Origin of the sequence: Nonomuraea sp. LPB2021202275-12-8, assembly GCF_037044575.1 — a bacterium.
Taxonomy (GTDB): domain Bacteria; phylum Actinomycetota; class Actinomycetes; order Streptosporangiales; family Streptosporangiaceae; genus Nonomuraea.
Genome location: NZ_JBAHWD010000002.1, coordinates 376,502 through 403,252, shown reverse-complemented (window position 1 = coordinate 403,252; position 26,751 = coordinate 376,502). Strand labels below are relative to the sequence as shown.

27 protein-coding genes are annotated in these 26,751 nt (G+C 71.9%); 16 read left to right on the top strand and 11 right to left on the bottom strand.

Annotated features, from left to right (window positions below; genetic code table 11):
- Positions 1-27: 27 nt before the first annotated feature.
- Positions 28-849, top strand: a complete 822-nt coding sequence (locus V5E28_RS05695; protein ID WP_336205300.1) for a PIG-L family deacetylase — start codon at positions 28-30, stop codon at positions 847-849.
- Positions 850-991: 142 nt separating this feature from the next.
- On the top strand, positions 992-1,360 hold the full coding sequence (locus V5E28_RS05690; RefSeq protein ID WP_336205299.1) for a hypothetical protein: 369 nt from the start codon (positions 992-994) through the stop codon (positions 1,358-1,360).
- A gap of 43 nt (positions 1,361-1,403) precedes the next feature.
- Here V5E28_RS05690 and V5E28_RS05685 read toward each other — a convergent pair whose 3' ends face one another.
- The 4 genes from V5E28_RS05685 to V5E28_RS05670 are packed head-to-tail and all read right to left on the bottom strand — an operon-like array spanning position 1,404 to position 5,198.
- Complete coding sequence (locus tag V5E28_RS05685) at positions 1,404-2,414, bottom strand: LacI family DNA-binding transcriptional regulator (protein WP_336205298.1); 1,011 nt, start codon at positions 2,412-2,414, stop codon at positions 1,404-1,406.
- 18 nt (positions 2,415-2,432) lie between these two features.
- Positions 2,433-3,245: an ATP-binding cassette domain-containing protein gene (locus tag V5E28_RS05680; RefSeq protein ID WP_336205297.1), complete on the bottom strand. Its 813-nt coding sequence runs from the start codon at positions 3,243-3,245 to the stop codon at positions 2,433-2,435.
- Complete coding sequence (locus V5E28_RS05675) at positions 3,242-4,213, bottom strand: ABC transporter permease (RefSeq protein ID WP_336205296.1); 972 nt, start codon at positions 4,211-4,213, stop codon at positions 3,242-3,244. The genes V5E28_RS05680 and V5E28_RS05675 overlap by 4 nt, the downstream gene beginning before the upstream one ends.
- A 1-nt stretch (position 4,214) precedes the next feature.
- Positions 4,215-5,198: a sugar ABC transporter substrate-binding protein gene (locus V5E28_RS05670; protein ID WP_336205295.1), complete on the bottom strand. Its 984-nt coding sequence runs from the start codon at positions 5,196-5,198 to the stop codon at positions 4,215-4,217.
- Positions 5,199-5,345: 147 nt separating this feature from the next.
- Here V5E28_RS05670 and V5E28_RS05665 point away from each other — a divergent pair, with 147 nt between their 5' ends.
- The gene (locus V5E28_RS05665; protein ID WP_336205294.1) at positions 5,346-6,431 is read left to right on the top strand and encodes a carbohydrate kinase family protein; all 1,086 of its coding nucleotides are present in this window, start codon (positions 5,346-5,348) and stop codon (positions 6,429-6,431) included.
- Here V5E28_RS05665 and V5E28_RS05660 read toward each other — a convergent pair.
- The gene (locus V5E28_RS05660; RefSeq protein ID WP_336205293.1) at positions 6,428-8,626 is read right to left on the bottom strand and encodes a DEAD/DEAH box helicase; all 2,199 of its coding nucleotides are present in this window, start codon (positions 8,624-8,626) and stop codon (positions 6,428-6,430) included. The two genes, V5E28_RS05665 and V5E28_RS05660, sit on opposite strands and share 4 nt — an antisense overlap.
- Before the next feature lie 4 nt (positions 8,627-8,630).
- Complete coding sequence (locus V5E28_RS05655) at positions 8,631-9,188, bottom strand: NADAR family protein (RefSeq protein WP_336205292.1); 558 nt, start codon at positions 9,186-9,188, stop codon at positions 8,631-8,633.
- A 74-nt stretch (positions 9,189-9,262) separates the two neighbouring features.
- On the opposite strand from V5E28_RS05655, the gene V5E28_RS05650 reads away from it, so the two are divergent.
- Positions 9,263-9,688 (top strand): hypothetical protein, encoded by a 426-nt coding sequence (locus tag V5E28_RS05650; RefSeq protein ID WP_336205291.1) that lies wholly within the window; start codon positions 9,263-9,265, stop codon positions 9,686-9,688.
- Positions 9,689-9,691: 3 nt separating this feature from the next.
- Here the strand turns inward: V5E28_RS05650 and V5E28_RS05645 are convergent, their stop codons facing one another.
- Positions 9,692-9,982: a hypothetical protein gene (locus V5E28_RS05645; protein WP_336205290.1), complete on the bottom strand. Its 291-nt coding sequence runs from the start codon at positions 9,980-9,982 to the stop codon at positions 9,692-9,694.
- A 75-nt stretch (positions 9,983-10,057) separates the two neighbouring features.
- Between V5E28_RS05645 and V5E28_RS05640 the strand changes: the two genes are divergently transcribed.
- The 6 genes from V5E28_RS05640 to V5E28_RS05615 are packed head-to-tail and all read left to right on the top strand — an operon-like array spanning position 10,058 to position 16,175.
- A complete protein-coding gene (locus V5E28_RS05640) occupies positions 10,058-12,910 on the top strand; it encodes a Na+/H+ antiporter subunit A (protein ID WP_336205289.1) in 2,853 nt (950 codons plus the stop codon).
- Positions 12,907-13,524 carry a Na(+)/H(+) antiporter subunit C gene (locus tag V5E28_RS05635; RefSeq protein ID WP_336205288.1) on the top strand — a complete coding sequence of 206 codons (618 nt, stop codon included), beginning with the start codon at positions 12,907-12,909 and terminating at the stop codon, positions 13,522-13,524. The genes V5E28_RS05640 and V5E28_RS05635 overlap by 4 nt, the downstream gene beginning before the upstream one ends.
- On the top strand, positions 13,524-15,074 hold the full coding sequence (locus V5E28_RS05630; RefSeq protein ID WP_336205287.1) for a Na+/H+ antiporter subunit D: 1,551 nt from the start codon (positions 13,524-13,526) through the stop codon (positions 15,072-15,074). Before V5E28_RS05635 ends, V5E28_RS05630 begins: the two co-directional genes overlap by 1 nt.
- A complete protein-coding gene (locus tag V5E28_RS05625) occupies positions 15,071-15,616 on the top strand; it encodes a Na+/H+ antiporter subunit E (protein ID WP_336205286.1) in 546 nt (181 codons plus the stop codon). Before V5E28_RS05630 ends, V5E28_RS05625 begins: the two co-directional genes overlap by 4 nt.
- The gene (locus V5E28_RS05620; protein ID WP_336205285.1) at positions 15,613-15,873 is read left to right on the top strand and encodes a monovalent cation/H+ antiporter complex subunit F; all 261 of its coding nucleotides are present in this window, start codon (positions 15,613-15,615) and stop codon (positions 15,871-15,873) included. The genes V5E28_RS05625 and V5E28_RS05620 overlap by 4 nt, the downstream gene beginning before the upstream one ends.
- The gene (locus V5E28_RS05615; protein WP_336205284.1) at positions 15,870-16,175 is read left to right on the top strand and encodes a cation:proton antiporter; all 306 of its coding nucleotides are present in this window, start codon (positions 15,870-15,872) and stop codon (positions 16,173-16,175) included. The genes V5E28_RS05620 and V5E28_RS05615 overlap by 4 nt, the downstream gene beginning before the upstream one ends.
- 9 nt (positions 16,176-16,184) lie before the next feature.
- Here the strand turns inward: V5E28_RS05615 and V5E28_RS05610 are convergent, their stop codons facing one another.
- Positions 16,185-16,751: a DUF6328 family protein gene (locus V5E28_RS05610; protein WP_336205283.1), complete on the bottom strand. Its 567-nt coding sequence runs from the start codon at positions 16,749-16,751 to the stop codon at positions 16,185-16,187.
- Positions 16,752-16,838: 87 nt separating this feature from the next.
- Between V5E28_RS05610 and V5E28_RS05605 the strand changes: the two genes are divergently transcribed.
- Positions 16,839-17,312 carry a TspO/MBR family protein gene (locus V5E28_RS05605; protein WP_336205282.1) on the top strand — a complete coding sequence of 158 codons (474 nt, stop codon included), beginning with the start codon at positions 16,839-16,841 and terminating at the stop codon, positions 17,310-17,312.
- Here the strand turns inward: V5E28_RS05605 and V5E28_RS05600 are convergent.
- On the bottom strand, positions 17,309-18,088 hold the full coding sequence (locus tag V5E28_RS05600; RefSeq protein ID WP_336205281.1) for an alpha/beta fold hydrolase: 780 nt from the start codon (positions 18,086-18,088) through the stop codon (positions 17,309-17,311). The genes V5E28_RS05605 and V5E28_RS05600 overlap by 4 nt on opposite strands.
- A gap of 125 nt (positions 18,089-18,213) precedes the next feature.
- Between V5E28_RS05600 and V5E28_RS05595 the strand changes: the two genes are divergently transcribed.
- Entirely contained in the window at positions 18,214-19,347 is a 1,134-nt protein-coding gene (locus V5E28_RS05595) for an acetate/propionate family kinase (RefSeq protein WP_336205280.1), read from the top strand.
- On the opposite strand, the gene V5E28_RS05590 is transcribed toward V5E28_RS05595, so the two are convergent.
- Both V5E28_RS05590 and V5E28_RS05585 read right to left on the bottom strand, forming a co-directional pair.
- Positions 19,344-20,453, bottom strand: a complete 1,110-nt coding sequence (locus V5E28_RS05590) for a glycoside hydrolase family 53 protein (RefSeq protein WP_336205279.1) — start codon at positions 20,451-20,453, stop codon at positions 19,344-19,346. The two genes, V5E28_RS05595 and V5E28_RS05590, sit on opposite strands and share 4 nt — an antisense overlap.
- The gene (locus V5E28_RS05585) at positions 20,450-22,456 is read right to left on the bottom strand and encodes a beta-galactosidase (protein ID WP_336205278.1); all 2,007 of its coding nucleotides are present in this window, start codon (positions 22,454-22,456) and stop codon (positions 20,450-20,452) included. Before V5E28_RS05585 ends, V5E28_RS05590 begins: the two co-directional genes overlap by 4 nt.
- A gap of 175 nt (positions 22,457-22,631) precedes the next feature.
- Here V5E28_RS05585 and V5E28_RS05580 point away from each other — a divergent pair, with 175 nt between their 5' ends.
- The 4 genes from V5E28_RS05580 to V5E28_RS05565 are packed head-to-tail and all read left to right on the top strand — an operon-like array spanning position 22,632 to position 26,714.
- A complete protein-coding gene (locus V5E28_RS05580; RefSeq protein WP_336205277.1) occupies positions 22,632-23,954 on the top strand; it encodes an ABC transporter substrate-binding protein in 1,323 nt (440 codons plus the stop codon).
- Between the two features lie 41 nt (positions 23,955-23,995).
- A complete protein-coding gene (locus tag V5E28_RS05575; RefSeq protein ID WP_336205276.1) occupies positions 23,996-24,859 on the top strand; it encodes a carbohydrate ABC transporter permease in 864 nt (287 codons plus the stop codon).
- On the top strand, positions 24,859-25,722 hold the full coding sequence (locus tag V5E28_RS05570; protein ID WP_336205275.1) for a carbohydrate ABC transporter permease: 864 nt from the start codon (positions 24,859-24,861) through the stop codon (positions 25,720-25,722). The genes V5E28_RS05575 and V5E28_RS05570 overlap by 1 nt, the downstream gene beginning before the upstream one ends.
- Positions 25,719-26,714, top strand: coding sequence for a LacI family DNA-binding transcriptional regulator (locus V5E28_RS05565; protein WP_336205274.1), 996 nt, complete (start codon positions 25,719-25,721; stop codon positions 26,712-26,714). Before V5E28_RS05570 ends, V5E28_RS05565 begins: the two co-directional genes overlap by 4 nt.
- Positions 26,715-26,751: the final 37 nt, after the last annotated feature.

The following is a 26,751-nucleotide window of genomic DNA, read 5'->3' as shown; positions in this document are numbered from 1 at the left end:
CGCCCGCGCCGAGTAGTGTTTCCGGGCATGAATCGGCAACTCACCCTCATGGCCGTGCACGCCCACCCCGACGACGAGTGTCTCAGCACCGGCGGCGTCCTCGCCCGCTACACCGGCGAGGGTGTCCGCACTGTCCTGGTCACCTGCACCAATGGCGAGCAGGGTGACGCCCCTGGCGGCATCAAGCCCGGCGATCCCGGCCACGACGACGCCGCGGTCGCCGCGCGGAGGCTGGAGGAGCTGCGCGAGTCGGTGCAGCATCTCGGCATCGACCATCTGGAGCTGCTGGGCTACCGCGACTCCGGCATGGACGGCTGGGACACCAACCACCACCCCGACGCGTTCGCCAACGTCCCCGTCGACACCGCCGCCGCCCGCCTCGCGGAGCTGATGGAGCGCTACCGGCCGGACGTCGTGGTCACCTACGACGAGACCGGCGGCAGCGGCTACGGCCACCCCGACCACGTCCAGACCCACCGCGTCGCGGTCGCGGCCACCGAGGCCACCGGCATCCCCGCCAAGCTCTACTACACGGCGATCCCGAAGGCGTCGATCAAGCGCATGTTCGAGTTCATGCGCTCCAGCGGCATGGACCTCGACTTCGAGCCCGGCGACGACTTCGGCACCCCCGACGAGCTCGTGACCACTGTCGTCGACGTCACGCCCTTCGTCGAGCGCAAGTTCAAGGCGCTGCAGGCGCACGAGAGCCAGGGCGAGAACATCTTCCTGCTCCGGATGCCCCAGGAGGCCCAGCAGCAGGCGTTCTCGCACGAGGCGTTCACCCGCGTCCTCAGCAGGGTGAGCGCACCGGACCACGAGGACGACCTGTTCGCCGGCCTGCGCGGTTGAGTTCTGTCGCGTCTACGCCACGCGGCGTAGACGGCGTGCCTCTCTCCGACGGACGCGCTCGCGGCCTTCTCGCCTGAAGGTTGACGCGGGCATCGGAGTTCGCCCCGCCACGCAGCACGGGGCGCCGGAAGAGGAGGCACGCATGCGACACCGCAATGGAGCCCTCACCCTGGTGGCGACGGGCTTGGTCGTCACCGTGGGCGTGGCCCCCGCCGCGGCCACGTCCGTCTCGGTGAGCGAATGGCTCAGGCGGCAGGCCGCGCCCATCGCGAGCATCGACCCCGCCGCCCCGCTCGGCGACCTGGCAGTGCTGCGCCCGATGGTGGGCGACGCCCGCGTCGTCGGGCTGGGCGCGGTGCGGAAGTGGCTGCGGGATCCGGCCAGAATCCGGGTCGTCGCGGACTACGATCCGGCCCGGCCCGCCGATCACTACATGTCGGGCGGATCCCTGTCGCGCAGGTTCGACGTGATCGTCCACCGGCAGGTGGTGAGTCCCCCGACCCCGCTGTGAGCCATCGCTCAGGCCCCTCCTCCCGCCCTCGCCGAAGGCCGCCTCACCCCGGCGGCCGCAACTCCCCCGACCCTCTGACGATCAACCGGGTGGGCACCAGCAGCCTGCGTGCCCGCGACCGATCGCCGTCCAGCCGCGACAGCACCCGTTCGGCCGCCTCCACCCCGATCGCCGCCGGGTCCTGGGCGACCACCGTCAGGGGCGGGTCCAGCACCTCCGCCAGGGGCAGATCGTCGAAGCCGACCAGCGCCACGTCCTTGCGTCCCGCCTTGGCCAGGGCGACCACCGCGCCCATGGAGGCCAGGTTGTTGGCCGCGAACAGGGCCGTCGGGGGGTCGGCGAGGGCGAGGAGGCGCAGGGTGGCGCGGGCCGCGGCGTCGGCGTCGTGGCCGGTGTCGACGAGGGTGCGGTCGAAGGGCAGCCCTGCCGCCTCCAGCGCGTCGCGGTAGCCCTGGAAGCGTTCGCGGCGGGTGTAGAGGGCGGCGGGGACGTCTCCGACGAAGCCGATCCTGCGGTGGCCGTACGAGATGAGGTGGGTGACGCCGGAGTGGGCGCCTTCGCGGTTGGCGCTGACCACGCTGTCGGCCGTGAGGCCGACGGCGGGGCGGTCGAGGAAGACGATGGGGAGGCCGGCGGCGCGTTCGGAGCGCAGGTGGCGGTGGTCGCTGGCGGCCGAGGGGACGATCATGAGGGCGCTGACCCGGCGCGCGAGGAACGCGGCGATGAGGGACAGCTCCAGGTCGGCGGTCTCGCTGCTGGAGCCGACGATGAGGATGAGGCCGCGGGCGCGGACGGCGCTTTCGATGCCGCCCGCGACGGTGCCGAAGAAGGGGTTGCCCATCTCCGGGATGACGAGGCCGATCGCCGCGTCCCTGGCGCCGACGCGCATGTTGCGGGCCATGAGGTTGGGCTGGTAGCCGAGCCTGCGCACGGCCGCCATGACGCGTTCGCGGGTTTCCACGGCGACGGGGCCGTCGTCGTTGAGCACCCGCGAGACGGTCTTGGCCGTCACCCCGACCTCGCGGGCGACGTCTGTCATGGTGGGGCGGCGCATTTCGACCATGCTAGTGGCTCACGACAGGCCGATCGCGTCCGCCGCGTCCTTGTCCGCGACCACCGATCTGCCCTGCTCGATCTGCAGGGCGCCGGTCATGATGGCCACCACCTCGGCCATGCCGTAGTCGGCGGGTTTGAGCTGGGCGACCCGGCGGCCGAGCCGCTGGACGTGGATGCGGTCGGCGATCTCGAACACGTGGGGCATGTTGTGGCTGATCAGCACGACCGGCAGGCCGCGGTCGCGGACCCGCCTGATCATGTCGAGGACCTGGCCGGACTCCTTGACGCCGAGGGCGGCCGTGGGCTCGTCCATGACGACGACGTGCGAGGCCCAGGCGACGGCCCTGGCCACGGCGACGCCCTGGCGCTGGCCGCCGGAGAGGGTCTCGACGGCCTGGGTGAGGGAGCGCAGCCCGATCTTGAGGTCGGCCATGTGCTTGGCGGACTCCTCGCGCATGCGCTTCTTGTCGAGCAGGCGGAAGATCCGGCCGAGCGGGCCGGGCTTGCGGAGCTCCCTGCCGAGGAACATGTTGGTGGCGATGTCGAGCGAGGCGGCGACGGCGAGGTCCTGGTAGACGGTCTCGATGCCGTGCTTGCGGGCGTCGAGCGGGTCGCGGAAGCGGACGGGGCGGCCGTCGAGCAGGAGCTCGCCCTCGTCCGGCTGGACGGCGCCGGTCAGGACCTTGATCAGGCTCGTCTTGCCGGCGCCGTTGTCGCCGATGACGGCGAGCACCTCGCCGGGCATCAGGTCGAAGTCGGCGCCGTCCAGCGCGGTCACCTGGCCGTAGCGCTTGACCAGGCCGCGCGCCTGGAGGACGGGGGTCGTCATCGGTTCCTCCTGCGGGAGAGCTGGTCCACGGTGACGGCGAGGATCACCAGGACACCGGTGATGAGCGTCTGATAGATCGACGGTACGCCCATGAGCTGCAGGCCGTTGCGGAAGACCCCGACGATGAGCGCGCCGATCAGCGTGCCGATGACGAGCCCGCGCCCGCCGAACAGGCTCGTCCCGCCGAGCACGACCGCGGTGATGCTGTCGAGGTTGTCGGTCTGCCCCGCCTGCGGGTCGCCGACTCCGGTCCTGGACACCAGCAGCAGCGCGGCGATGCCGTACACCAGCCCCGCGAGCGTGTAGACGCCGACCGTCAGCCGCTGGGTGCGGATGCCGGTCAGCCGCGCCACCTCGGGGCTGTTGCCGAGCGCGTACACGTGGCGGCCCCACGCCGTCTGCCCGAGCAGGTAGGCGAACAGCAGGAACAGCAGGATGGCCACGAGCGAGCCGTAGGTGACGTTGGTGCCGCCGAGCTGGAAGGTCTGCCCCAGGTACGTCAGCGCGGGGGGCAGCTCGGTGACCGTCTGGTCCTGGGAGTAGATGTGGGTCAGCGCGAACACCACGTTCAGCATGCCGAGCGTGACGATGAACGGCGGCAGCGAGATGCGCGTCACCAGCAGGCCGTTCACCAGTCCGAACGCGGCGCAGACGGCCAGCCCGGCGGCGATGGCGAGCAGCGGCGGCAGGCCGCCGTCCACGGCCAGCTTGGTCATCACGATGCCGCCGAAGGCCATGATGGCGCCGTTGGACAGGTCGATGCCGGCGGTCAGGATGATCAGCGTCTGGCCGATGGCGAGCGTGCCGACGACCATGACCTGCTGGATGATGAGGGAGAAGTTGCCGCCGCTGAGGAACTGGTCGGTGTTCAGGGAGAAGAACGCGCAGGCCGCCAGGAGGGCGGCCAGCGGGCCGAGGACCGGGGTGGACAGCAGGCGGCGCGGCAGCGTCGCTTCGATGACGGCCACGTCAGCCCCAGCAGTTCGCCAGGCCGAACGCGGTGTCCTCGGCCTGGACGCCGTCGGCGGCCTTGTCGGTGATCAGGGTGACGCCGGTGTCGGTGTAGCCGGTGGCCTTCTGGCCGGTCTTGGCGAAGGAGGAGATGGCTTTGACGCCGTTCTCGGCCATCTTCAGCGGATACTGCTGCGAGGTGGCGGCGATCTGACCGCTCTGCACCGCCTTGACGCCGGTACAGCCTCCGTCGACGGAGACGACCAGCACGTCCTTGTCGCGGCCCTTGGCCTTGAGCGCGGTGTGGGCGCCGAGGGCGGCGGGCTCGTTGATGGTGTAGACGAGATTGATGTCGGGGTCCTTCTGCAGGCAGTTCTCCATCGCGGTCTGGCCTTTGGCCTGGTCGCCGCGGGTGTCCTGGGAGCAGACGATGGACGGGTCGCCATCGGCGATGCCGAAGCCCTTGAGGAAGCCGTCGTGCCGCAGCTGCCCGACGGTGATGCCGGGAGCGAGGTCCAGAGTGGCGATCTTGGCGGGCTTGCCGGCCATCGCCGCCTTGGCGTACTGGCCGATCAGCTCGCCGGCCTTGAGGTTGTCGGTGGCGAACAGCGCGTCGGTGGCGTCCTGAGGCTCTGTCGGGGTGTCGAGCGCGATCACCAGGACCCCGGCGTCCCTGGCCTTCTTGACGGCGGGGACGATGGCCTTGGTGTCGCTCGGCGTGATGAGGATGCCCTTCACGCCTGCCGCGACCATGTTCTCGATGGCGGTGATCTGGGCGGCGTTGTCGCCGTCGAACTTGCCGGCGGCGGTCATCAGCTCCAGGCCCTCGGCCTGGGCCGCCTTCTGCGCGCCCTCCTTCATCTTGACGAAGAACGGGTTGGTCTCCGTCTTGGTGATCAGTCCGACCTTGGGGGTGGCGGTGGAGGTGTTCTGGCCGCCGCCGCCACACCCCGCGACCAGGAGCGCGGCGGCCAGCAGACCGGCTGAGAGCCTAGAGATCATGGTGGCTTCCAATCAGGGGGAGTCAATGTCATCGTTGACATATGTCAACGTTGACATTCGCTGTGCTGCGATGATGGACTCCGATCCGAGAAACGTCAATGCCCTTATGTCGTAACAAATCAGCAACACACTGGGAAGGCGGGCCCGATGATCGCGGTCTTGGGTGAGTGCGTGGCGGACGCCTTCGCGGACCGGCCCCACACCGACCCGCACGCCGGCCCATCCACCGGCCCGCCCACCGGCCCGCCCACCGGCCGCCCCGCCACCGGCGGGGAGAACGGCGCGCCTCCGGGCCGCTCGGTCGAGCTGGCGTTGCGGGTGCTTCCGGGCGGCGGGCCGGCGAACACGGCGGTGGCCCTGGCGCGGCTCGGCACCCCGGCGCGCTTCCTGGGCCGCGTCTCCGGCGATGTGTTCGGCGCGCTCTTCCGCGATCGCCTCGCCGCCTCCGGGGTGGACCTGTCGAGCTGCGTGGACGCCGCGGAGCCGAGCACGCTCGCGGTCGCCTCGCTCGACGCGGGCGGTCAGGCGGCCTACCGCTTCCACGCCGAGGGCACCGCCGACTGGCAGTGGACCCCGGCGGAGCTCGCCTCACTCGACCTCGCCGGTGTGTCCTGCCTGCATACGGGCTCTCTGGCGTTGGTGCGGGAGCCCGGCCGGGACGCGGTGGAGGCGTTCGCGGCCTCCGCCCGCGAACGCATGACGGTCTCGATCGACCCGAACGTACGGCCCAGCCTGGCCTCGCGTGAGGCCTACGCGGTCACGCGCTGGTGCGGCCTGGCCGACATCCTCAAGCTGAGCGACGACGACCTCGGCGTGCTGATGCCGGGCGAGCCGGTGGAGCGGGTGTGCGACACCTGGCACGCGGCCGGGGCGCGGCTGATCGTGGTCACCAGGGGTGCGGCCGGGGCGCTGGTCTCGCTGGACGGCGAGCGGGCGGAGGTGACCGCGCCCCGGGTGGCGGTGGTGGACACGGTCGGGGCGGGTGACGCGTTCACCGCCGGGCTGCTGCACCTGCTGGGCGGGCTCGGGCTGCTCGGCGGCCGGCTCGACGGGCTGGACCTGGAGACGGCCACGCGGGCTGCGGAGTTCGCGGCCCGGGTGGCCGCCCTCACCTGCACCGTGCCGGGAGCCGACCCGCCCTGGAGCCACCAGCTCCAGCCGGGCTCCACGACCGGAGCCGGGCCGCGGCGGAGCGGCCTCCCGAGCCGTGACGGCGGCCGGCGGCGGCTCTAGCCGGGCCGCCGATCGACGGGCCGCTGCGCGCCGGCCGCCCCCTCCCCGACGGCGAGGCGCTGCTGCTCCTCCTCGACGATCTGGCGGGCCAGCGCCTGCTCGGAGACGTCGATCGCGTCGGGCGTCGACTCGGCCAGGTCGCTGCGCCTGGCGTAGGCGTCGAACAGCGCGCTCTTGGCCTGAAGGATGCGCAGCATCCGCTCGTCCACGCTGTCCGGCGACAGCAGCCGGTGCACCTGCACCCGCCGCACCTGCCCCATGCGGTGGGCGCGGGCCACGGCCTGGCTCTCGGTGGTCGGCTTGACCTGCGGCTCGCAGATGATCACGACGGAGGCGGCCTGCAAGTTGAGCCCGACGCCACCGGCCTGGATCTGGGCCAGCAGCACCGCGTGCCCGGGCGCGTCCGTGAACGCGTCCACCATCTGCTGGCGGCGCTCGGGCGGCACGCTGCCGGAGATCGGCCCGAAGACGCGGGGACCGAGCGCCTGCTCGACGGTGGCCAGCACGTCGCGGAAGTAGGAGAAGACCACCACTTTGAGCCCGTTGTCGGCGGCCTCGGCGACGAGCTCGCAGAGGCGTTCGAGCTTGGCGGACTTCTCCGGCACCGCGTAGGCGGCCCGGCGCATGGCCATGAACCGGCCCTCCGCCACAACCCGCCGGTAGGCGTCGGCGTCGGCTGCGCTGAACTCCTCCCACTCGTCCACGTGCACCAGATCGGGCAGCTCGGTGAGCACGTCCTGCTGGTTGCGCCGCAGGTAGACCGGGGCGACCGCGCGCCGGAACGCCTGGGCGCCCGCCGCGGTGTCACTGCCGGCGACGGTGTCGAGCCGTCCGGGCTGGAGGTAGGCGACGAGCTCGCGGAACTCCTCGACCCGGTTCTCCATCGGGGTGCCCGTCATGAACAGCACCCGTTCGACACGGGCGCACCAGCCGGCGACGGCCTTGGAGCGGAGCGTTTCGCGGTTCTTGACGTAGTGCGCCTCGTCCACGACGAGCATGCCGAGCGGCGGCGCGGTGTCGAGCCTGCGCAACCCGTCGAACGTCGTCACGGCGACGCCGCCGCGCTCGTGCCACTCGGCCCGGGCCATGTCGCGCTCGGCGCCATGCAGGCGGTAGGCCCGTAACGTGCTGCGGGACTCCACCTCGCGCACCCAGTTGACCAGCACGCTGGCGGGGCAGATCACCAGGAAGTGGGTCGAGCCACGCGCCGCGAGGTGGGCGAGCGCGGCGATGGCCTGGATGGTCTTGCCGAGTCCCATCTCGTCGCCGAGGATCACCCTGCCCTGGGCGAGCGCGAACCTGGCGCCGAACGCCTGATAGCCGCGCAGCGAGACCCGCCGGCAGGTGTCGTCGAGCTCCTGCGCCCTGACGCGCCCGCTCAGCTCGTCGGGCAGGAAGCCCTCTGCCGCGACGCGGTCGCGCGGCTCGACGGCGGCGATCTCGGCCAGCAGGTTGTAGTAGTCGGCGGCGCGCAGCTCGAAGTCGATCCACGCGGCCATCGGGTCGGGCGGCGGTCGCAGCAGATCGGTGGTGGCCTGCGCGATGAGCAGCCGCGTCTCGGCCTCGCCGGCGAGCAGCGCGTCCAGCTCCGTGGCGGCCCGTGCCGCCTCCTGGCGGCGCTGCCTGCCGGACAGCAGCCCGCGCCACCAGCTCGCCGCCGCTCGGGCGGCCGGGATAAGCGTGCCCAGCCGCTCTTCGACGGCCCAGCCAGTACGGCAGGCGCGCGGCAGCTCCGGGCCGGCCTCCACCAGCGGGTGCAGGGCGACGAGCAGGGTGGTGGTCTCGGAGTCCTGCCGCTCGACGTCGATGTGGACGGTGGCGGCCTCCTCGGCTGCGCGGGCGATCTGCCTGGCGGCGGCGTGCGCCTGGGCCTGCGTCTGCGGGCCGACCCCGGGCAGGCGCTGCAACTCGTACGGGGTCGCGTCGAGCACGCTGAGCACCGTGGCGTATCCGGCCTTCTCCAGGGTGCCGAGCCGCAGCCGCCCTCCGGTGACGTCCCGGAGCCTGGCCAGGGGGATCGCGGCGAGCTCGGTCCTGGCCTGCTGCCGGCGCAGCACGGTGAGGGCGGCGTGGACGGCGTCGCGGGCCCGTTCGTGCTCGTGCCGCAGCGCCTGCGCGTCGGCGAGCAGCCGCCCGGCCCGCCGCAGCAGCTCGCGGATCTCGTCGCGCGGCGGCGCGCTCTCCTGTGGCTCCACGGGGCTACAGCAGGCGGTCGCGAGCGTCCATGAGCGCGAACCCGAGCAGGTTCCGCCCCCTCCAGGTGGCCGGCGAGGCGGCGGCCGGGTCGTCCGCCGCCAGGCCGATGCCCCAGATCCGGTCGAGCGGGCTGGCCTCGACCAGGACGCGCCCGGCGGTGCCGAGCAGGAGCTCCGCCAGCTCGGGGTGCTGCCCGAACTTGGCGGTGTTGCCGCGCACCACGATCTCGTAGCTCTGGGCGGCCCACGTCTCCTCGTCGAAGCCCGCCACCTTCCGGCCGAGCTTCTTCGCCTCGCCCGGGTGGGGTGCCGCGAGGATCTCGGCCGCCGTCTCCTCGTCGCCGAACAGCAGGGCCTTGTGCGCCATCATGTAGTGCTCGGCGGAGTGGTAGAGGCGGCCGTCCTCGGTGAAGCCGGCCGGCCACCACTGGCTGAGGCAGCCGCGGCCGGGGCCACCGTCGCGGGCGGGCTGGTGCCCCCAGAAGTACAGGTATCGCAGCCGCAGGCCGTCCTGCTCTGCGGCCACCGCCTCGGAGACGGTTCGGGGGAGCTTCTCGGGCATGGCCCACACTGTGCCACAGGGCGGCGGTTTGCGGTCAGGGCGTCCGGGCAGGCGAGCAGACCGGGGGTGGTCTGATGGCCGAGTACGAGGCGACGAGGGGCATGCCGGCGGACAGCGGCGTGGTGTTCAGCATCGCGTCCGACGTCGCGCTGGTCAACCGGTGGCTGCCGGATGGGCTGTGGGTGCGCGACAGCGGCCCGAACACGCTGGAGGCGGGCGGCGAGGTCGTGCCCGGCGACGGCAGGCACGAGGGGCTGTTCAGCGTTTCGGCCGACCAGCTCCGGTTGGAGTGGGGCGGGCGTGACCATCCGGACTACGCCGGCTGGCTGCAGGTGTCCGACGCCGAGAGCGGCGCGAGCGAGGTCACGGTGCACATCTCGCTGCTCGACGAGCCGCCGGAGAGGACTTCTCGCAGCCGGGCGGACGAGGTGCAGGGGATGCTGGAGGAATCGCTGGTCCGCCTGGCCGACCAGGTGGACGAGCACCTGTCGGCGGGCTGAGCCTCAGGCGCCGTCGTCGTCCGGGCGGCGCAGCCGGAAGTAGTTGCCGTGCGGGTCGCCCTTTCTGTGCTCGTGGTAGACGAAGTTGAGCCCGCGCTGGTCGAACACGCCGAACCAGTCGTCCCACGAGATCTCTTCCAGGTCCTCCCCGCCGCAGCCGGGGAAGTCGAACCTGAGGCCGCCCGTGCCCGGCATGGTGGCCGGATTGGCGCCGCGTTCCTCCGCCCACTTGCGGATCTCCTCGTGGTCGGTGGTGGTGAGGCTGCGGACGGCGGCCTGGTCGTGCTGTGACATGGCGTTCACTCCCCTCGTGGTCGTCGGAGTCCGTACCCTCCCGCCGGGACGGCATGCCGCAGGTGAGGTACCGGTGTGATTCGGGTCAACCTGCGCCGCGCCTGCGTCGCCGGGCGACCGTGGCGCGGGACGTTGGGGGCACGTGCCGTTCCGCCCGGGGAGACCATGGAGTCGCTGCTCATCCTGCACGCGGCAGCCGCCATCTGCGCTCCATGGCTCACCAGGCGCCTGGGGCGTGACGCCCTGCTGGCACTGGCGCTCGCGCCCGCAGCCGGGTTCGGCTACACGCTCTGGGTGATGGCGGCCGGCGTGCCGCAGCAGTCGAGCCGGGCCTGGGCGCCCGCGCTCGGCATGTCGCTGGCGTTCCGGGCGGACGGGCTGTCCGTGCTGATGATGGCGCTGGTGACCGGCGTCGGCGCGCTCGTCCTGGTCTACAGCTCGCGCTATCTGGCCCGCGACGACGACGCGCTGGCCCGTTTCGGCGGGATCATGGTGGCCTTCGCCGGGGCGATGCTGGGCCTGGTGATAGCCGACGACCTGCTCCTGCTGTACGTGTTCTGGGAGCTGACCACGGTCTTCTCCTACCTGCTGATCGGCTACGACCCGCAGAGCAGGGCGAGCAGGCGGGCCGCCATGCAGGCGCTGATCATCACCACCTGTGGCGGGCTGGCCATGCTGGCGGGGTTCGTCGTCATCGGGGAGGCGGCGGGCACGTACCGGATCTCGGCGATCGTCGCCGACCCGCCCGCGATCGGGGCCTTCGCGCTGGCGCTCGTGCTGGCGGGGGCGCTGGCGAAGTCGGCGATCTTCCCGTTCAGCTCCTGGCTGCCGGCCGCGATGGCCGCACCGACCCCCGTCTCGGCCTACCTGCACGCGGCGGCGATGGTGAAGGCGGGCGTCTACCTGCTGGCCCGGCTCGGGCCCGCGTTCGGCGACCTGGCGGCCTGGCGGGCGCCGGCCGTGGCGCTCGGCGCGGTCACGATGGCGCTGGGCGGCTGGCGGGCGCTGCGTGAGACGGACCTCAAGCGGCTGCTGGCCTACGGCACGGTCAGCCAGCTCGGCTTCCTCACCATCCTGTTCGGGGCGGGCACCGAGGCGACCGCCCTGGCCGGGGTGGCGATGCTGCTGGCGCACGCGTTGTTCAAGGCGGCGCTGTTCCTGGTGGTCGGCGTCGTGGACCACGCGGCGGGCAGCCGTGATCTGCGCGCGCTCAGCGGTCTGGGCCGGTCGATGCCGTGGGTGTGCGCGGTGGCGGTGCTGGCCGGGGCGTCGATGGCCGGGGTACCTCCGCTGGTGGGGTTCGTCGCCAAGGAGGCCGCCCTGGAGTCCCTGCTCACCGGGGATCCGGCCGGCATCCTGGCGCTGACCGCGGTGGTGGCGGGATCCGCGCTGACCGTCGCCTACACGCTGCGCTTCCTGTGGGGCGCGTTCGCCGCCAAGCCCGGCCTGGCTCCGACCCGGGCGCACCGCGTGGAGGCGGCCCTGTTCGCTCCCCCGGCCCTGCTGTCGGCGCTCGGGCTGGTGCTGGCGCCGGCGGCGGGGGTGTTCGAGGCCGCCATGTCGGGCTACACGGGCGCCTTCCGCGACCCGGGGCACGGCACCCACCTGGCGCTGTGGAGCGGCGCGACCGTTCCACTCCTGCTCTCCCTGCTGATCTTCGTGGCGGGCGGGCTGCTGTTCCTGGCGAGGGAGCCGGTGTCCAGGCTCGGCACGGCACTGTACGTGACCGACTCCGGGGTGGTCTTCTGGAACGGCCTGCGACGGCTCGACCTGCTGTCGATCCAGATCACCGGCATCACCCAGCGGGGCTCGGTGCCGGACTACCTGCTGCTCACGCTCTCCTCCATGGCCGCCGTCGGCGCCTTCTCCCTCCTGTACGACCCGACGTTCGAGCTCGTGGTGCCCGTCGTCGCCTGGGAGCGGCCGGAGCAGCCGATCCTCGTCGTGCTGATCGCGGCCGGGGCCGTGCTGGCCGTGCTGGCCCGCTCGTACATCGTGCTCGCCCTTTTCTGCGGTCTGACCGGGTACGGCACCGCGCTGCTGTTCCTCGCGCACGGCTCCCCCGATCTGGCGCTGACCCAGTTCCTCGCCGAGACGCTGAGCCTGGTGGTGTTCGTGCTGGTGCTGCGCCGGCTGGCGATCCGGCCGGTGACCGGAAGGCTGCCGTTCGGGTTCCGGCTCGTGCTCGGGCTCGTCGTGGGGCTGGTCGCGGTGGGTGCGGGCGCGCTGGCGATCAACGCGCGGGACGCCGCGCCCGTCGGCGCCCTCATGGCCGGCGCGGCCGAGCAGGCGGGCGCGGGGAACATCGTCAGCGCGCTGCTGCTGGACATCCGGGCCTGGGACACCCTGGGCGAGAGCACGGTGATCGTCGTGCTCACCCTGGGCGTCACCAGCCTGGTCTTCCTGCGCCGCAGGTCGTACGCGATCGAGCGGGACGACGAGGAGGCGCCCCCGCGCACGCCGTGGCTGGCCTCCACGCTGCCCGAGGGACAGCGCGCGCTGGCGTTCGAGGTCGCCGCCAGGCTCACCTTCCACACGGTGCTGGTGCTGTCGGTGTTCCTGCTGTTCGTCGGGCACAGCGGGGTGGGCGGCGGATTCGCCGGCGGCATCGTGGCGGGCCTGGCCATCACCGTCCGCTACCTGGCGGGCGGCCGCTACGAGCTGGCCAGGGCGCTGCCGGTGCACGCGGGCGTGCTGCTCGGGGTCGGGCTGACGCTGACCACCTGCACGGCCCTGGCCGGGCTGCTGTTCGGCGGGGCGGCGCTGCGGATGCTGACCGCGGACGTGACGGTCCCGCTGGTCGGGACCCTGCACCTGTCCACGAGCCTGGTGTTCGACCTCGGGGTGTACGTGTCGGTGGTGGGGATGGTGCAGGACGTGCTGCGCGCGCTTGGCGCGGAGCTGGACCGTCAGATGGAGACGCGGTGAGCATCGCGCTGCTGCCGCTGGCCGCCTCGGGGACGCTGATCGCCACGGGGGTGACGCTGCTGCTGGAGCGGAGTCTGGTCCGTGTCCTGGCGGGCGTCATCGTGCTGGGCAACGGGATCAATCTGCTGATCGTCACCGCGGGCGGCGACGCCGGCAGCCCGCCGCTGCTCGGCCGGTTCGAGCCGGAGCGGATGGCCGATCCGCTGCCGCAGGCCATGGTGCTCACCGCGATCGTCATCACGCTGGGTGTCTCGGCGTTCCTGCTGGCCATGGTGCACCGCTCCTGGCAGCTCACCGGCAGCGACGAGGTACAGGACGACACCGAGGACCGCCGGGTGCGGCTGCGGGCCCGGCGCGGCGAGCTGGTCGACGCGGTGCGGGCCAGGAGGGAGGCCTACCGGCGGCTCGTCGCCGAGCAGCGCGCGGAGCTGGCCGGTCTGGGAACCGAGCACGCCCGGCATGCTCAGGGCGCCCAGGACGCCCAGGAGCGGGCGCAGCGCAAGAGGCTGCGGGCCCGCCAGCGGGAGTCGCGCCGGGAGATGCGCCAGGCCATCCGGGCCGAGCGCGAGCGTCAGGCGCTCGCCATCGACCCCGAGCTGGAGGGCGACGACTAGTGGAGAGCGTGATCTCCGTGCCGGTGCTGCTGCCGCTGCTCGCGGCGGGGGTGAAGCTGGCGATCGGCGGCCGTCTACGCCGCCTGCAGTCGCTCATCAGCGTGGTGACGCTGGCGGTCACCGTCGTGGTGTCGATGCTGCTGCTCGTCGAGGTCGACGCGCACGGCCCGATGGTCACCTCGCTCGGCGGCTGGCCGGCTCCGCTGGGCATCTGCCTGGTCGCCGACCGGCTGTCCACGCTGATGCTCGTCGTGTCCTCGTCCGTGACGCTCTGCGTGATGGCCTACTCGGTGGTCAACGCCTACGCCGACCAGGAGCACGACGCGCCGATGGCGATCTTCCATCCGGCGTTCCTGGTGATGATCGCCGGGGTGGCGGACGCCTTCCTGTCGGGTGACCTGTTCAACCTGTTCGTGGCGTTCGAGATGCTGCTGAGCGGCTCGTACGTGCTGCTCACGTTCGGCGGCACCCTGTCCAGGATCCGCGCGGGGGCCACCTACACGGTCATGGGGCTGGCCTCCTCGATGCTGTTCCTCTTCGCGCTGGCCATCGTCTACGCGGCCACCGGCACGCTGTCGATCGCGCAGCTCGCCGTCCGGTTCGCCACGCTGGACGTGCACGTCAAGCTGCTGGTCGAGCTGACCCTGCTGCTGACCTTCGCGATCAAGGCGGCGATCTTCCCCATGTCGGCGTGGCTGCCGGACTCCTACCCGACGGCGCCCGCCCCGGCCACCGCGGTCTTCGCCGGGCTGCTCACCAAGGTCGGCGTCTACTCCATCATCCGGCTGGAGGCGCTACTGTTCCCCGGCGGGCCGGTGGCGACGCTGCTCATGTACGTGGCCCTGGCCACGATGCTGGTGGGGGTGCTCGGCGCCGTCGCGCAGACCGACATCAAGCGCATGCTGTCCTTCACGCTGGTCAGCCACATCGGTTACATGGTGTTCGGGGTCGCGCTGTCCACCGTGCAGGGCCTGGCCGGGGCCGTCTTCTACGTGGTCCACCACATCACCGTGCAGACAAGCCTGTTCCTGGTGACCGGGCTGATCGAGCGGCGCACCGGCAGCACGTCGGTGAACCGGCTGGGCGGGCTGATGCGGGCGACGCCGCTGATCGCCGTGCTGTTCTTCGTCCCGGCCATGAACCTGTCCGGCATCCCGCCCATGTCCGGCTTCCTGGGCAAGCTGGCGCTGGTCCAGGCGGGGCTCTCCGAGGGTGGCCCGCTCCCGCTCACGCTGGTCGCGGCCGGCCTGGTCACGAGCCTGCTCACCCTGTACGCCGTCGCGAAGGTCTGGGGCAAGGCCTTCTGGCGGGCGCCGCAGGGCGGCCCGGCCGGCGCCGTGGTGGAGAGCGACGAGTCGACCGGGGCGGACGCGATCGTCACCACGACGGCGATGCCCGCCCCCCTGCTCGGCGCCACGGCGGCGCTGGTGGCGCTCGGCCTGTCGTTCACGGTGCTGGCCGGGCCGCTGTCGTCGCTGGCGGAGCGGACGGCCGGGGAGCTCATGGCCCGTGATCCGTACATCTCCGCCGTCCTGGGGAGGGGCATGTGAAGGGGCCCGCCAAGGGGTTCGTGCCGAGGGTTTTCGGCAGGCCGGTGCCGCCGGCGCTGGTGGCCTGGCTGGCGCTCATCTGGGTCATGCTGTGGGGCGAGGTGTCGGCCGGGACCGTGCTGGGCGGGCTGGTGACCGGGGCGATCACCACGTGGCTGCTGCCGCTGCCGGTGCTCGATCCCGGCATCAGGATCCGCCCGCTCAGGGCCGTGTCGTTCCTGCTGTGGTTCGCCGCGGACCTGGTGAGCTCCACCGCGCGGGTGGTGTTCTGGGTGCTGCGGTCCGGCTCGCCTCCGGCGGGGATCGTCCGGGTGCGGCTGCGAACCTCGTCCGAGTCCATGATCATGATGATCATGGTGGCGGTCTCCACCGTGCCGGGCAGCCTGGTGCTGGAGGTGGACGAGGGCAGCCGGGAGCTGGTGCTGCACGTCCTCGGCCGGACCGGGGACCTGCCCGCGCTCGCCCAGCAGGACGTGACCAGGCTGGAGTCGCGCATCGTGTCGGCCTTCGGCACCCGCGCCGACCTGGAGGAGCTGCGATGACGGTGGTCTACCTGGTGACGCTCGGGCTGCTCGCCTGCGGCGCTGCCGCCACGCTGTACCGGGTGGGACGGGGCCCGTCCATGCTGGATCGGGCGGTCTCGCTGGACGTGCTGACGTCCCTGTCCATGTGCGCGGTGGGCGCGTTCGCGGCCGTCTCCGGCGACTACTCGGACCTGCCGATCCTGCTGGTGCTGTCGCTGCTGGGGTTCGTCGGCTCGGTGTCGGTCGCCCGCTACTTCTCGGGCGGCGACCGGTGAGCGCGCTGGATGTCGCCGCCGCCGTCTGCCTGCTCGCCGGCGCCGGGCTGGCCCTGTCCGCCGGGGCGGGGCTGTTGCGCTTCCGCAACACGCTGGACCGCATGCACGCGGCGACCAAGCCGCAGGTGCTCAGTGTGCTGCTGATCCTGCTGGCGATGTGGCTGCGGCGTCCCACCTGGGCCACCGCCGGGCCGCTGCTCATCGCCGGCGTGGCCCAGGTGATCACCGTCTCGGTGGCCTGCTACGTGGTGGCCCGCGCCGCCTACCAGCAGGAGGCGGGACCGGACGACGAGGAGGGGTGAGACACCGGTTCAGGCGTCCACGCCGGAGCCGCCGCCTCTCCGACCGGCCTCGTCCTCCTCCGTGGGCGCGTCGTCGGGACGGCCGGAACGGTCGATCGCCGGCTGGCCGAACCAGGACCACACCGCCAGCGCCGCGATCACCCCGGCCGTCACCAGCGCCAGGGTGGAATGGAACAGGTAGTCGACCACCAGCATGGTCGCGGCGGTCATCGAGACGGCCAGCGCCAGCGCTCCGGCGATGCCGTAGAAGTTGGACCGGCGGACCAGCTTCTCCTTCAGCCCCTGCCTGAAGAGCACGCGGTGCTGGTTGGCCGGGGCGATGTAGCAGATGGACGCGATCGCGGCGCTCACCAGCGCCACGTAGAACAGCCACCGGTCGAACTCGCTCAGCCGGAAGAAGCCCTGGGAGAAGGGCACGGTCAGCAGGAAGGCGAACAGCACCTGCACCCCGGTCACCGCCACCCTGGCGCCCTGCAGCAGCTCCACGAAGTTACGGTCGGCGCGTTCCTTGTCCGTTTCCCTGTCCGACTCCGGCACCTGCTCCACGCGCAACGCCTCCCAGCATCGTCCCGACATTTCACTTAGGGACTGCTACTTCCATCGCAAAGTAGATCAAAACCTCCAAACGGTGAACCCTGCCTGCGTAAGGGCAGGGGGAGGCGCATGGTGACCACAGCAACCAGGAACCGCTGGCCGGTCCTCGCCCTCTTCGTCGCCGCCGTGGCGGCCGTGGCGGTGGTGGGATCGCTGGCCGCGACGGACTCGGGGGCCGAGTATCTGGCGCTGGAGCGGCCGGCGTGGGCGCCGCCGCGGTGGCTGTTCGGCCCGGCCTGGACGGTGCTGTACCTGCTGATCGCGCTGTCCGGCTGGCTCGTCTGGCTGGCGCGCGGCTGGTCCCCGGCCTTCACCGTGTACGCCGTCCAGCTCGCGCTGAACGCGGTGTGGACGCCCCTGTTCTTCGCCGCCGGGCAGTACGGCCTTGCCTTCGCCGAGATCGTGATCCTCTGGGCGGCGATCGTGGCCAACATCGTGGTCTTCTGGCGGGTCAGGCGCGCCGCCGCGCTGCTCTTGGTGCCGTACCTGCTCTGGGTGACCTACGCCGCGGCGCTGAACTACGCCATCTGGCAGCTCAACTAGCCCAGGAAGTCCTCCACCACCCCGGCGAACTCGGCGGCCCGGAACTCCAGAGGGACCATGCCGTCGCCGATGACGGCGGTGGTCGCGCCGGGCAGCCGCGCGGCCAGTCGGTCCAGCTCGGGAAAGCCGAACGGATCGGCCGAGGCGCCGACGCACAGGACCGGGCAGCAGATCAGGCCGAGCCGCTCCTCCATCCGGTAGGCGGCGACCGCCTGGTGCCCGAGCCCGACGCCCGGCCAGACGGCCAGCGCGTCGCGCACGTAGCGGGCCAGCAGGTCGGGACGGTCCGGCGGGTAGAAGGCGGCCCGGCCCGCCCAAAGCTCGGTCAGATGCGAGCCGTCCTGCCGCTCGGTGGCGTTGTCGACCGGCCGCCTGCCGCGCCGCCGCCGCTCCCTGGCCTCGGCGTCGACCAGCGGCGTGGACGACAGCACCAGCCGGGCGACCCGCTCGGGGGCGCGGGCCGCCGTCTCGATCGCGATCACGCCGCCCGTGTGGTGGCCGGCGACCGCGGCGGACTCCAGTCCGAGCGCGTCCATGAGAGCCAGCACGCCCAGGGCGTAGGCCTCGACGGTGTGCGTGGCGGGCTGGGCCGAGGCGCCGAAACCGAGCGTGTCCATCGCGACCGCCCGGTGGGAGCGGCCCAGCAGCGGCAGCACCTCGCGGTACTCGTCCCACGACCGCGGTGTCTGGTGCAGCAGCAGGATGGGATCCCCCTGCCCGCACTCGGCGTAGTGGATCTGCCCGTAGGGGGTCCTGGCATAGCCGAACTCGATCATCGCGCCCCTTCCGGCACCGTCCGCGTCCCCATCATGGCGCGCGGCCCTCCGCCGGTGTAAAGACCACGTGTCGCGACATCCGTGACGGGTATCGCGGATGAGGGAGAAACGACACGAGGTGCGACATGAACGGGCAAGGCGAGTCGACGGCAGTGCTCACGGTGAACGCCGGGTCGTCCAGCCTCCGCCTCGACCTGGTGGACGGCGGCTGCGTCGTGGACAGCGCGCACGCCGAGCGCGCGGTCGACCCGGCCGCGGCCCGCGACGAGGTGTCGGAGTTCCTCGGCCGCCACCTGGACCGTGACGTGGCGGCCGTCGCGCACCGGCTGGTGCACGGCGGCGACCTCGTCCACGCTCCCACGGTCGCCGACGACGAGATCGTCCGGGCGCTGCGCGGCATCACCGACCTCGCGCCGCTGCACCTGCCGCCGGCGCTGGCGCTGCTGGAGGCCGCCCGCGAGCTGCTGCCCGCCGTTCCGCACGTGCTCTGCCCCGACACCGCCTTCCACGCCGGCCTGCCGGACGCCGCCGCCGTCTACGCGCTGCCCGGCCAGTGGCGCGAGCGGTGGGGGCTGCGCCGCTACGGCTTCCACGGCCTTTCCTACGCCTGGGCGCTGGACCGGGCCGCGGAGCTGCTCGGGCGCCCGGCCGCCGAGCTGGACCTGGTGCTCGCGCATCTGGGAGGCGGCTCGTCGGTGTGCGCGGTGTCGGGCGGGCGCAGCCTGGACACCTCGATGGGCTTCACCCCGCTGGACGGCGTGCCGATGAGCAAGCGGTCGGGCGGCGTGGACCCCGGCATGCTGCTGTGGCTGCTGGAGGAGGGCCGGTTGACGCCGGACGAGCTGCGCGAGGGGCTGGAACGGCGCTCGGGCCTGCTCGGCCTGTCCGGAGGACGCTCCGGCGACACCCGCGACCTCGTCGCCGCCGAGCGCGACGGCGACGAGCAGGCGGCGCTCGCGCTGGCCGTGTTCTGCCACCGGGTGAGCCGGGAGATCGCCGCCGCCGCGACCTCGCTCGGCCGGCTCGACGCGCTGGTGTTCACCGGCGAGATCGGCTGGGACCAGCCCGAGGTGCGCGAGGCGATCTGCCGACGGCTGCGGCTCCTCGGCGTCGAGCCGCCCGCCCGCGGCAACCGCGACGACGACGGCCCGGTCAGCGGGACCGGTGCCGCCGTCCCTGTGCTGGTCGTCGAGGTGCACGAGGAGCTCCAGCTCGCCCGCGAGTGCCTGGGCGAGCTGTACGGCCCGAAAGATCCTTAGGAGGCGTGGCCGAGCGCGCGCATGGCGGGCAGCGCGCGGTCGTCGAAGTCGAACAGCGCCTGGTTCTCCCACGCGTTGCCCGTCGACGGGTCGGCGGGGTCCCAGCCGTTGCCCGGCACGCCGGTCCAGGTGGCTTCCCAGGTGAACAGGCCCAGGCCGAGGTCGTCCGGCACGGCGCTGACGATCTCGGCCACCTTGCGCAGCAGCTCCGCCTGGCCCTGCGGGGTGGCCTGGTAGCCGGGGTAGGGCTCCGGCGCCAGGATCAGGTTCTCCCAGCCGTCGTCGTCGGCCGTGGTGAACGGGTAGCCGGTCTCCACCACGGCGACGGGCTTGCCGTAGCGGGTGGCGACGTCGTTGATGTTGGCCTGGAACGCCTCCAGGGTGCCGTGCCAGTAGGGGTAGTACGACAGCCCGATCACGTCGTGGCGGATGCCGTGCGCGGCGGCGTTGTCGAACCACCACCTGTACAGGCCGTTGTCGCCGCCGTTGGCCAGGTGCAGGACGACCTTGGTGCGGCTCGACACCCGCTTGACCGCGTCGTACCCGGCGTTCAGCAGCAGGGCGGTGTTCGACCAGTTCTGGTTGCTCCCGTCGGGCCAGAGCAGGCCGCCGTTGATCTCGTTGCCCACCTGGACCATGTCGGCCGTGGTTCCCTGGCGGCGCAGCGCGTCCAGCACGTCGAAGGTGTGGTCGTGCACGGCCCGGGCGAGCTGGTCCAGCGGGAGGGCGGCCCAGGCGGCGGGCTTGAACTGCTTGCCTGGGTCTGCCCAGGTGTCGGAGTAGTGGAAGTCGACGAGCAGCCGCAGCCCGGCCGCCTTGGCCCGCCTGGCGACCGCCAGCACCTGCGTCTTGGTGTTGTAGCCGTCGGCCGGGCGCACCCAGACCTTGAGCCGGATGTAGTTGAGCCCGGCCTGGGACAGGATGCGCAGGGCGTCACCGCGCCGGCCGTCGGCGTGACGGTAGACGCCGCCGAGCGCCTCGGACTTGGCCAGGCTGGAGACGTCGGCGCCGCGGACCGGTAACAGGCGCGGCCTGGCCTGGGCCTGCGCGGGGACGGCGGTGGCGAGGGTGATGAGGCAGAGCAGCGCGATCAGGGCGCGTTTCACGGATGGCCTCCGGAGGGTTGGGGGGTGTTCTCCTCGACGACCGAGACACCGCCGGCCGCGACGGTGACCGATCCGTCGTGGCGGGCTCCGTCGAGCACCCCGGTGCCGGTCACCCCCTCGACCGTCACCGGCTCGTCGCCGTGGTTGATCAGGAACAGGTGGCGGCCGCGCCGTACCAGCTCCAGAGTGTCGGGCAGGCCGCGCGGGCGGGACACGCCCGCGCGGTCGAGCACGTCGGCGAGCAGCTCGCGCAGGCCGGTGACGGGGGCGGTGGCGAGGTACCAGGCCGCGCCGGCGCCCAGGTCGTGGCGGGTGACCGCGGGGTGCCCGGCGTCGGGGCCCGCTCCGAAGTCCCAGACGGCCGAGGCTCCCGACAGGTGGATCCGCTCCGACCAGATCCGGCCCGCGTGCCCGGTCCCGGCCAGAGGCACCGTCTCGTGCTCGCGCAGCGGGTGGAACTCCTCGATGGACAGGCCCAGCACCTCGCGCAGCGCTCCCGGGTAGGAGCCGGGGTGGATGCCGTCGTGCTCGTCCACGATGCCGGAGAAGTACGACACCAGAAGGTTGCCGCCGGCTTCCACGTACCTGTGCAGGTTCTTGGCGGACGCCTCGGCCAGCAGGTACGCGCTCGGCGCGACAACCACCTTGTATCCCGAAATATCGGCGGAAGGGTGTACGAAGTCCACGGTGACGTGCTCGCGCCACAGCGCCTCGTAGAAGGCGTCCACCCGCTCCCTGAACGTCAGGTCGACCGACGGACGCCAGTCCAGCTCCAGCGCCCAGTAGGACTCCCAGTCCCAGACGACCGCCACGTCCGCCGTCACCCTGCTGCCCCTGACGCCGGCCAGCCTGCGCAGGTCGGCGCCGAGCTCCACCACGTCGCGCCACTGCCGCGAGCCGGTGCCCGCGTGCGGCACCATCCCCGAGTGGAACTTCTCCGCGCCGTACCGCGAGGCTCTGAACTGGAAGAACAGCACGCTGTCGGAGCCGCGGGCGACGTGCGCGAGGCTGTTGCGGCGCATCTCGCCGGGCCGCTTGGCGATGTTGCGCGGCTGCCAGTTGACCGCGCCCGCCGAGTGCTCCATGAGCATCCACGGCTCCCCGCCCGCCACCGACCTCGCCAGGTCGGCGGACATGGCCAGGTCGATGTGGTTGTCCGGCTGCTCGGCCCTGAGGTAGTGGTCGTTGGCGACGACGTCGAGCTCGCGGGCCCACTGCCACAGGTCCGCGGACTTGCAGTTGACCGTCCCGGCGAAGTTGGTCGTCACGGGCAGGCCCGGGGTGATCTCCCGGAGGATGTCGCGCTGCAGGACATAGTGCTCGCGGTGCTGGCCGTCGCTGAAGCGGGCGTAGTCGAGCCGCTGGGCCGGGTTGACCGCGGTGTGGTTGAACCGGGGGGCGTCGATCTGGGACCAGTCGGTGTAGCGCTGACCCCAGAACGCGGTGCCCCAGGCGTCGTTGAGCGCGGCCAGGTCCAGGTAGGTGTGGCGCAGCCAGTCGCGCCAGGCCCGGACGCTGTGCTCGCAGTAGCACTCGCCGAGCGGCGCCCCGTACTCGTTGTGCACGTGCCACATGACGACGGCGGGATGGTCGCGGTAGTGGCCGGCGAGCGCGCGCACCAGGCGGGCGGTGGCGTCGCGGAAGGCGGGCGAGCTGGAGCAGGCGCTCTGCCTGCCGCCGAAGCCGATGCGGGTGCCGTCCCTGGTCACCGGCAGCGCGTCCGGGTGCTCGGCGACGAACCAGGCGGGCGGTGCGGCGGTCGGCGTCGCCAGGTTCGCCGAGACGCCAGCGGCGTGCAGCCGGTCGAGGATCTCGTCCAGCCAGCCGAAGTCGTAGCGGCCCCGCTCGGGCTCCATCAGCGCCCACGAGAACATGCCGAGGCTGACGAGGTTGACCCCGGCCTCGCGCATCAGGGCCGCGTCCTCCTCCTGGACCTCGCGCGGCCACTGCTCGGGGCTGTAATCCCCGCCGTAGGCGATACCGGCCGGACGCTCCGGGTACATCCATCCCCCTTGTGAAAACTCTGTGAACGTGCACAGTAGCGTTTTCCGCCAATGTTGAAAACAGCCGTGGTGATTGTGGCGTAATGCCCGGAGATTAACGAGAACGTAACAACCTCTTGACGGGCGTGCACCGCTGTTCCAGTCTGTGCACGTTCACAGTCTTCTGGAGGTATGCATGCGTGCCAAACGCCTCGGAGCCGTCCTGGCCGCCGCGCTCACGGCCACCTTGACGATCGCCGGGTGCGGGTCGAGCGAACCCGCCGGCGGCCCCGAGACGGCGGCGCCAGAGAGCCCTGCCGCCCAGGGCCCTGTCAAGCTCACGTACTGGACCTGGGCCCCGAACATGGACAAGATCGTCGCGGTGTGGAACAAGGACCACCCCGACATCCAGATCACCGTCAGCAAGCAGGCGGGCGGCGACGACGCCGCGGCCAAGTTCCTCACTGCGGCCAAGGCCGGCAACCCGCCCGACCTGGTCCAGGCCGAATACCAGCACCTGCCGTCGTTCATCGCCGCCGACGCGGTCGCCGACCTCAAGGCCGAGACCGCGGCGATCAAGGGCGAGTTCGGCGAGGGCGTCTGGGGTTTGGTCACGCTCGGCACCGACGCCGTCTACGCGATCCCGCAGGACAGCGGCCCGATGATGCTCTTCTACCGCCAGGACCTGTTCGACAAGTACGGCATCGAGGTGCCGAAGACCTGGCAGGAGTACGGCGAGGCCGCCAGGACCGTGCGGAAGAAGGACCCCAAGGTCCACCTCGGCACGTTCTCCAGCAAGGACCCCGGCGCCTTCACCGGGCTGGCCCAGCAGGCCGGCGCGCAGTGGTGGTCGATCAGCGGCGAGTCCTGGAAGGTGAACGTCGCCGACGAGCCCACCAGGAAGGTCGCCGACTTCTGGGGCGGCCTGGTCAAGGAGGGCGCCATCGACGACATGCCGTACTTCACCCCCGAGTGGAACAAGGCGCTCAACGACGGCAAGCTGCTGACCTGGCCGTCCGCGGTGTGGGCGCCGGGCGTGCTGTCGAGCAACGCGCCCAAGGCCAAGGGCAAGTGGGCCGTCGCCCCGCTCCCCCAGTGGAACGCCGGCGAGAGCTTCAGCGGATTCTGGGGCGGCTCCTCGGTGGCCGTCGCCACCAAGTCGCCGCACAAGGCCGCCGCCGCCCAGTTCGCCACCTGGCTCAACACCGACCCGAAGGCGCTCGACCTGCTGGTGAAGGAGGCCGCCATCTACCCGGCGGCCGCCAAGGCGCAGTCGGCGCTCGGCCAGGCGCCTGACTACTTCACCAACCAGCCCGACTTCTGGCAGCAGGCCGCCACCGTGTCGGCGGGGGCGCGCGGGTTCACCTTCGGCCCGAACGTCAGCGTCACCTACAACGCCTTCAAGGACGGCTTCGACAAGGCGCTGCAGAACGGGTCGCCGTTCACCGACGCCATCCAGGCCATGCAGGACGCCACCGTCGCCGACATGCGCAAGTCCGGGTTCCAGCTCGCGTCATGACGTCCATCACGAAGAGGCGGCGGCCACAGAGCCGCCCCTCTGTGGCTCCGTACCTGATCCTCACACCCGCCATCGTGCTGTTCGTGCTGTTCCTCGCGCTGCCGATCGGCTACACGGCCTACCTGGCCATGCGGCGCACCCGGGTGTCGGGGCTCGGCCTCGGCAAGGGGGCCCGCCGCGAGGTGTTCGTCGGCTTCGACAACTTCGCCGCCGCCCTGTCCGACGGCGAGCTGTGGGCCGGCTGGCTGCGCGTGATCGGGTACGGCGCGCTGGTGCTCGTCGTGATGCTCGGCCTCGCCCTGCTGTTCGCGCTGCTGCTGGACTCGGCCCGGGTGCGGCTGGCGAGGTTCAGCCGGATCGCCATCTTCCTGCCGTACGCGGTGCCGGGCGTGGCCGCGTCACTGCTCTGGGGGTTCCTCTACCTGCCCTCGCTCAGCCCGATCCGGGCGATCCTGGACGTGGACCTGCTCAGCGCGACCACGGTCACCTACTCGATGGCGAACGTGGCGGTCTGGGGCGGCGTGGGCTTCAACATGCTGGTGCTCTACACGACGCTGCGGGCGATCCCGCGTGACTACTACGAGGCCGCCCGGCTCGACGGGGCCTCCGAGCTGCAGATCGCGCTGCGCATCAAGATCCCGATCCTGCTCCCGGCGATCATCCTGACCACCGTCTTCTCGATCATCGCGACGATCCAGGTCTTCACCGAGCCCACCACGCTGCGGCCGCTCACCAACACGATCAGCTCCACGTGGAGCCCGCTGATGAAGGTCTACCGCGACGCCTTCGTCACCGGCGACCTGTATTCGGCCGCCGCGACCTCGATCGTCATCGCGGCGATCTCGCTCGTCCTTTCGTTCGGATTCCTGCGCGTGGTACGCGATCGCGCCTTCGGGGAGGGCTGATGGCAGCCACAGCACATCGCCGGGGCACCGGACCGCGCCGGACGTCGGGTATCGCGCCCACCGCGTTGCTGCTGCTCGGGGCCGTCTACTGCCTGTTCCCGGTGAGCTGGGTGCTGATCGCCTCGACCAAGTCGCCGGCGGAGCTGTTCACCACCTCCACGCTGTCGTTCGGCACCGGCTTCCTCGACAACGTGACGGAGCTGTTCGCCTACCGCGACGGGGTCTTCTGGCTCTGGCTGGCGAACACGCTGATCTACGCGGGCGGCGGCGCGCTGCTGTCCACCGCCGTCTCGGCCGTGTCCGGGTACGCGCTGGCCAAGTTCCGCTTCCCCGGCCGTACGCTGATCTTCAACCTGCTCATCGGCGGCATCCTGGTGCCCGCCGTGGTGCTGGCGATCCCGCAGTATCTGCTGTTCGCCAAGATCGGTCTGGCCGACACCTACTGGGCGGTCCTGCTGCCGCAGATCCTGCACCCTTACAGCATCTATCTGGCCCGCATCTACGCCACGGCCGCCATCCCCGACTCGCTGCTGGAGGCGGGGCGGATCGACGGGGCGAGCGAGTGGCGGCTGATGTCCAGGGTGGCGATCCCGCTGATGGTGCCGGGCATGGTGACGATCTTCCTGTTCCAGTTCGTGGCGATCTGGAACAACTTCCTCCTGCCGTTCATCATGCTGGGCGACGACGGCAAGTTCCCGCTCACGGTCGGGCTGTTCACGCTGCTCGCGGCCGGGGCCAACCAGCCGTCGCTGTACAACCTGATCCTCACCGGAGCACTGCTGTCGATCATCCCGCTGATCGCGCTCTTCCTCACGATGCAGCGATACTGGAAGACCGACCTGTCCTCCGGAGCCGTGAAATGAAGCGCCCAACGATCCACGACGTCGCCGCCGCCGCGGGAGTCTCCCGCGGCACGGTGTCCAGGCTGCTCAACGGCGAGCGCTACGTCAGTCCCGCGGCCCGCGTCGCCATCGAGCGGGCCATCTCCGAGACGGGATACGTCGTCAACCGCGCCGCCCGCAGCCTGGTCACGCAGCGGACCGGCTCGATCGTCATGGTGCTGTCGGAGCCGCACGAGAAGCTCTTCGAGGACCCCAACTACAGCACCCTGATCCGGGTGGCCATCCGGCGGCTCGCCGAGCGCGACATCTCCCTGGTGATGATGCTGGCGGGCGACGAGGGCGACCGCGAGCGCGTGGTGCGCTACGTGCGCGGCGGCTACGCCGACGGGGTCATGCTCGTCTCCACCCATGCGGGCGACCCGCTGGTCAACGCGCTCGGCTCCACCACTCCCGCGGTCTCCTGCGGCGCCGTCATCGGCCGCGAGACCGCCATCCCGTACGCCGCCACGGACGAGCGGCTCGGAGCCAGGCAGATGGCCGAATACCTGGTGGGCCAGGGCCGCAAGCGCATCGGCATGATCACCGGTCCGATGGACACGCCGGGCGGCATCCAGCGTCTCGAGGGCTTCGCCGACGTCCTGGGCCGCAAGGCGTCCACCAAGCTCATCGCGCACGGCGACTGGACCCAGGCCAGCGGCGAGCGTGCCATGGCGGCGCTGCTGGAGCGCGCCCCCGACCTCGACGCCGTCTTCGTCGCCTCCGACCTGATGGCGGCGGGCGCGCTGGCGGCGCTGCGCGCCGCGGGCCGCACGGTGCCGGGCGACGTGGCGGTGGGCGGCTTCGACGACTCCTCCGTCGCCACCTCCACCCACCCGCCGCTCACCACGATCCGCCAGCCGCTGGCCGAGGTCGCCAACGAGACGGTCAACCTCCTGCTGGCGCTCCTCGACGGCGCCAAGCAGGTGGAGCCGGTGATACTCCCCACCGAGCTGGTGATCCGCGAGTCCGCGTAGCTCTCCGCGTCACACCGAGTCCCGGCTGCCGTCGATC

What these genes read in the sequence shown, in the direction of transcription:
- V5E28_RS05695 (WP_336205300.1), top strand. Translation starts at nt 28, where the DNA reads ATGAATCGGCAACTCACCCTCATGGCCGTGCACGCCCACCCCGACGAC.
- V5E28_RS05580 (WP_336205277.1), top strand. Translation starts at nt 22,632, where the DNA reads ATGCGTGCCAAACGCCTCGGAGCCGTCCTGGCCGCCGCGCTCACGGCC.
- V5E28_RS05645 (WP_336205290.1), bottom strand. Translation starts at nt 9,982, where the DNA reads ATGTCACAGCACGACCAGGCCGCCGTCCGCAGCCTCACCACCACCGAC.
- V5E28_RS05585 (WP_336205278.1), bottom strand. Translation starts at nt 22,456, where the DNA reads ATGTACCCGGAGCGTCCGGCCGGTATCGCCTACGGCGGGGATTACAGC.
- V5E28_RS05565 (WP_336205274.1), top strand. Translation starts at nt 25,719, where the DNA reads ATGAAGCGCCCAACGATCCACGACGTCGCCGCCGCCGCGGGAGTCTCC.
- V5E28_RS05680 (WP_336205297.1), bottom strand. Translation starts at nt 3,245, where the DNA reads ATGACGACCCCCGTCCTCCAGGCGCGCGGCCTGGTCAAGCGCTACGGC.
- V5E28_RS05570 (WP_336205275.1), top strand. Translation starts at nt 24,859, where the DNA reads ATGGCAGCCACAGCACATCGCCGGGGCACCGGACCGCGCCGGACGTCG.
- V5E28_RS05600 (WP_336205281.1), bottom strand. Translation starts at nt 18,088, where the DNA reads ATGATCGAGTTCGGCTATGCCAGGACCCCCTACGGGCAGATCCACTAC.
- V5E28_RS05655 (WP_336205292.1), bottom strand. Translation starts at nt 9,188, where the DNA reads ATGCCCGAGAAGCTCCCCCGAACCGTCTCCGAGGCGGTGGCCGCAGAG.
- V5E28_RS05670 (WP_336205295.1), bottom strand. Translation starts at nt 5,198, where the DNA reads ATGATCTCTAGGCTCTCAGCCGGTCTGCTGGCCGCCGCGCTCCTGGTC.
- V5E28_RS05620 (WP_336205285.1), top strand. Translation starts at nt 15,613, where the DNA reads ATGACGGTGGTCTACCTGGTGACGCTCGGGCTGCTCGCCTGCGGCGCT.
- V5E28_RS05665 (WP_336205294.1), top strand. Translation starts at nt 5,346, where the DNA reads ATGATCGCGGTCTTGGGTGAGTGCGTGGCGGACGCCTTCGCGGACCGG.
- V5E28_RS05685 (WP_336205298.1), bottom strand. Translation starts at nt 2,414, where the DNA reads ATGCGCCGCCCCACCATGACAGACGTCGCCCGCGAGGTCGGGGTGACG.
- V5E28_RS05610 (WP_336205283.1), bottom strand. Translation starts at nt 16,751, where the DNA reads ATGTCGGGACGATGCTGGGAGGCGTTGCGCGTGGAGCAGGTGCCGGAG.
- V5E28_RS05690 (WP_336205299.1), top strand. Translation starts at nt 992, where the DNA reads ATGCGACACCGCAATGGAGCCCTCACCCTGGTGGCGACGGGCTTGGTC.
- V5E28_RS05605 (WP_336205282.1), top strand. Translation starts at nt 16,839, where the DNA reads ATGGTGACCACAGCAACCAGGAACCGCTGGCCGGTCCTCGCCCTCTTC.
- V5E28_RS05650 (WP_336205291.1), top strand. Translation starts at nt 9,263, where the DNA reads ATGGCCGAGTACGAGGCGACGAGGGGCATGCCGGCGGACAGCGGCGTG.
- V5E28_RS05595 (WP_336205280.1), top strand. Translation starts at nt 18,214, where the DNA reads ATGAACGGGCAAGGCGAGTCGACGGCAGTGCTCACGGTGAACGCCGGG.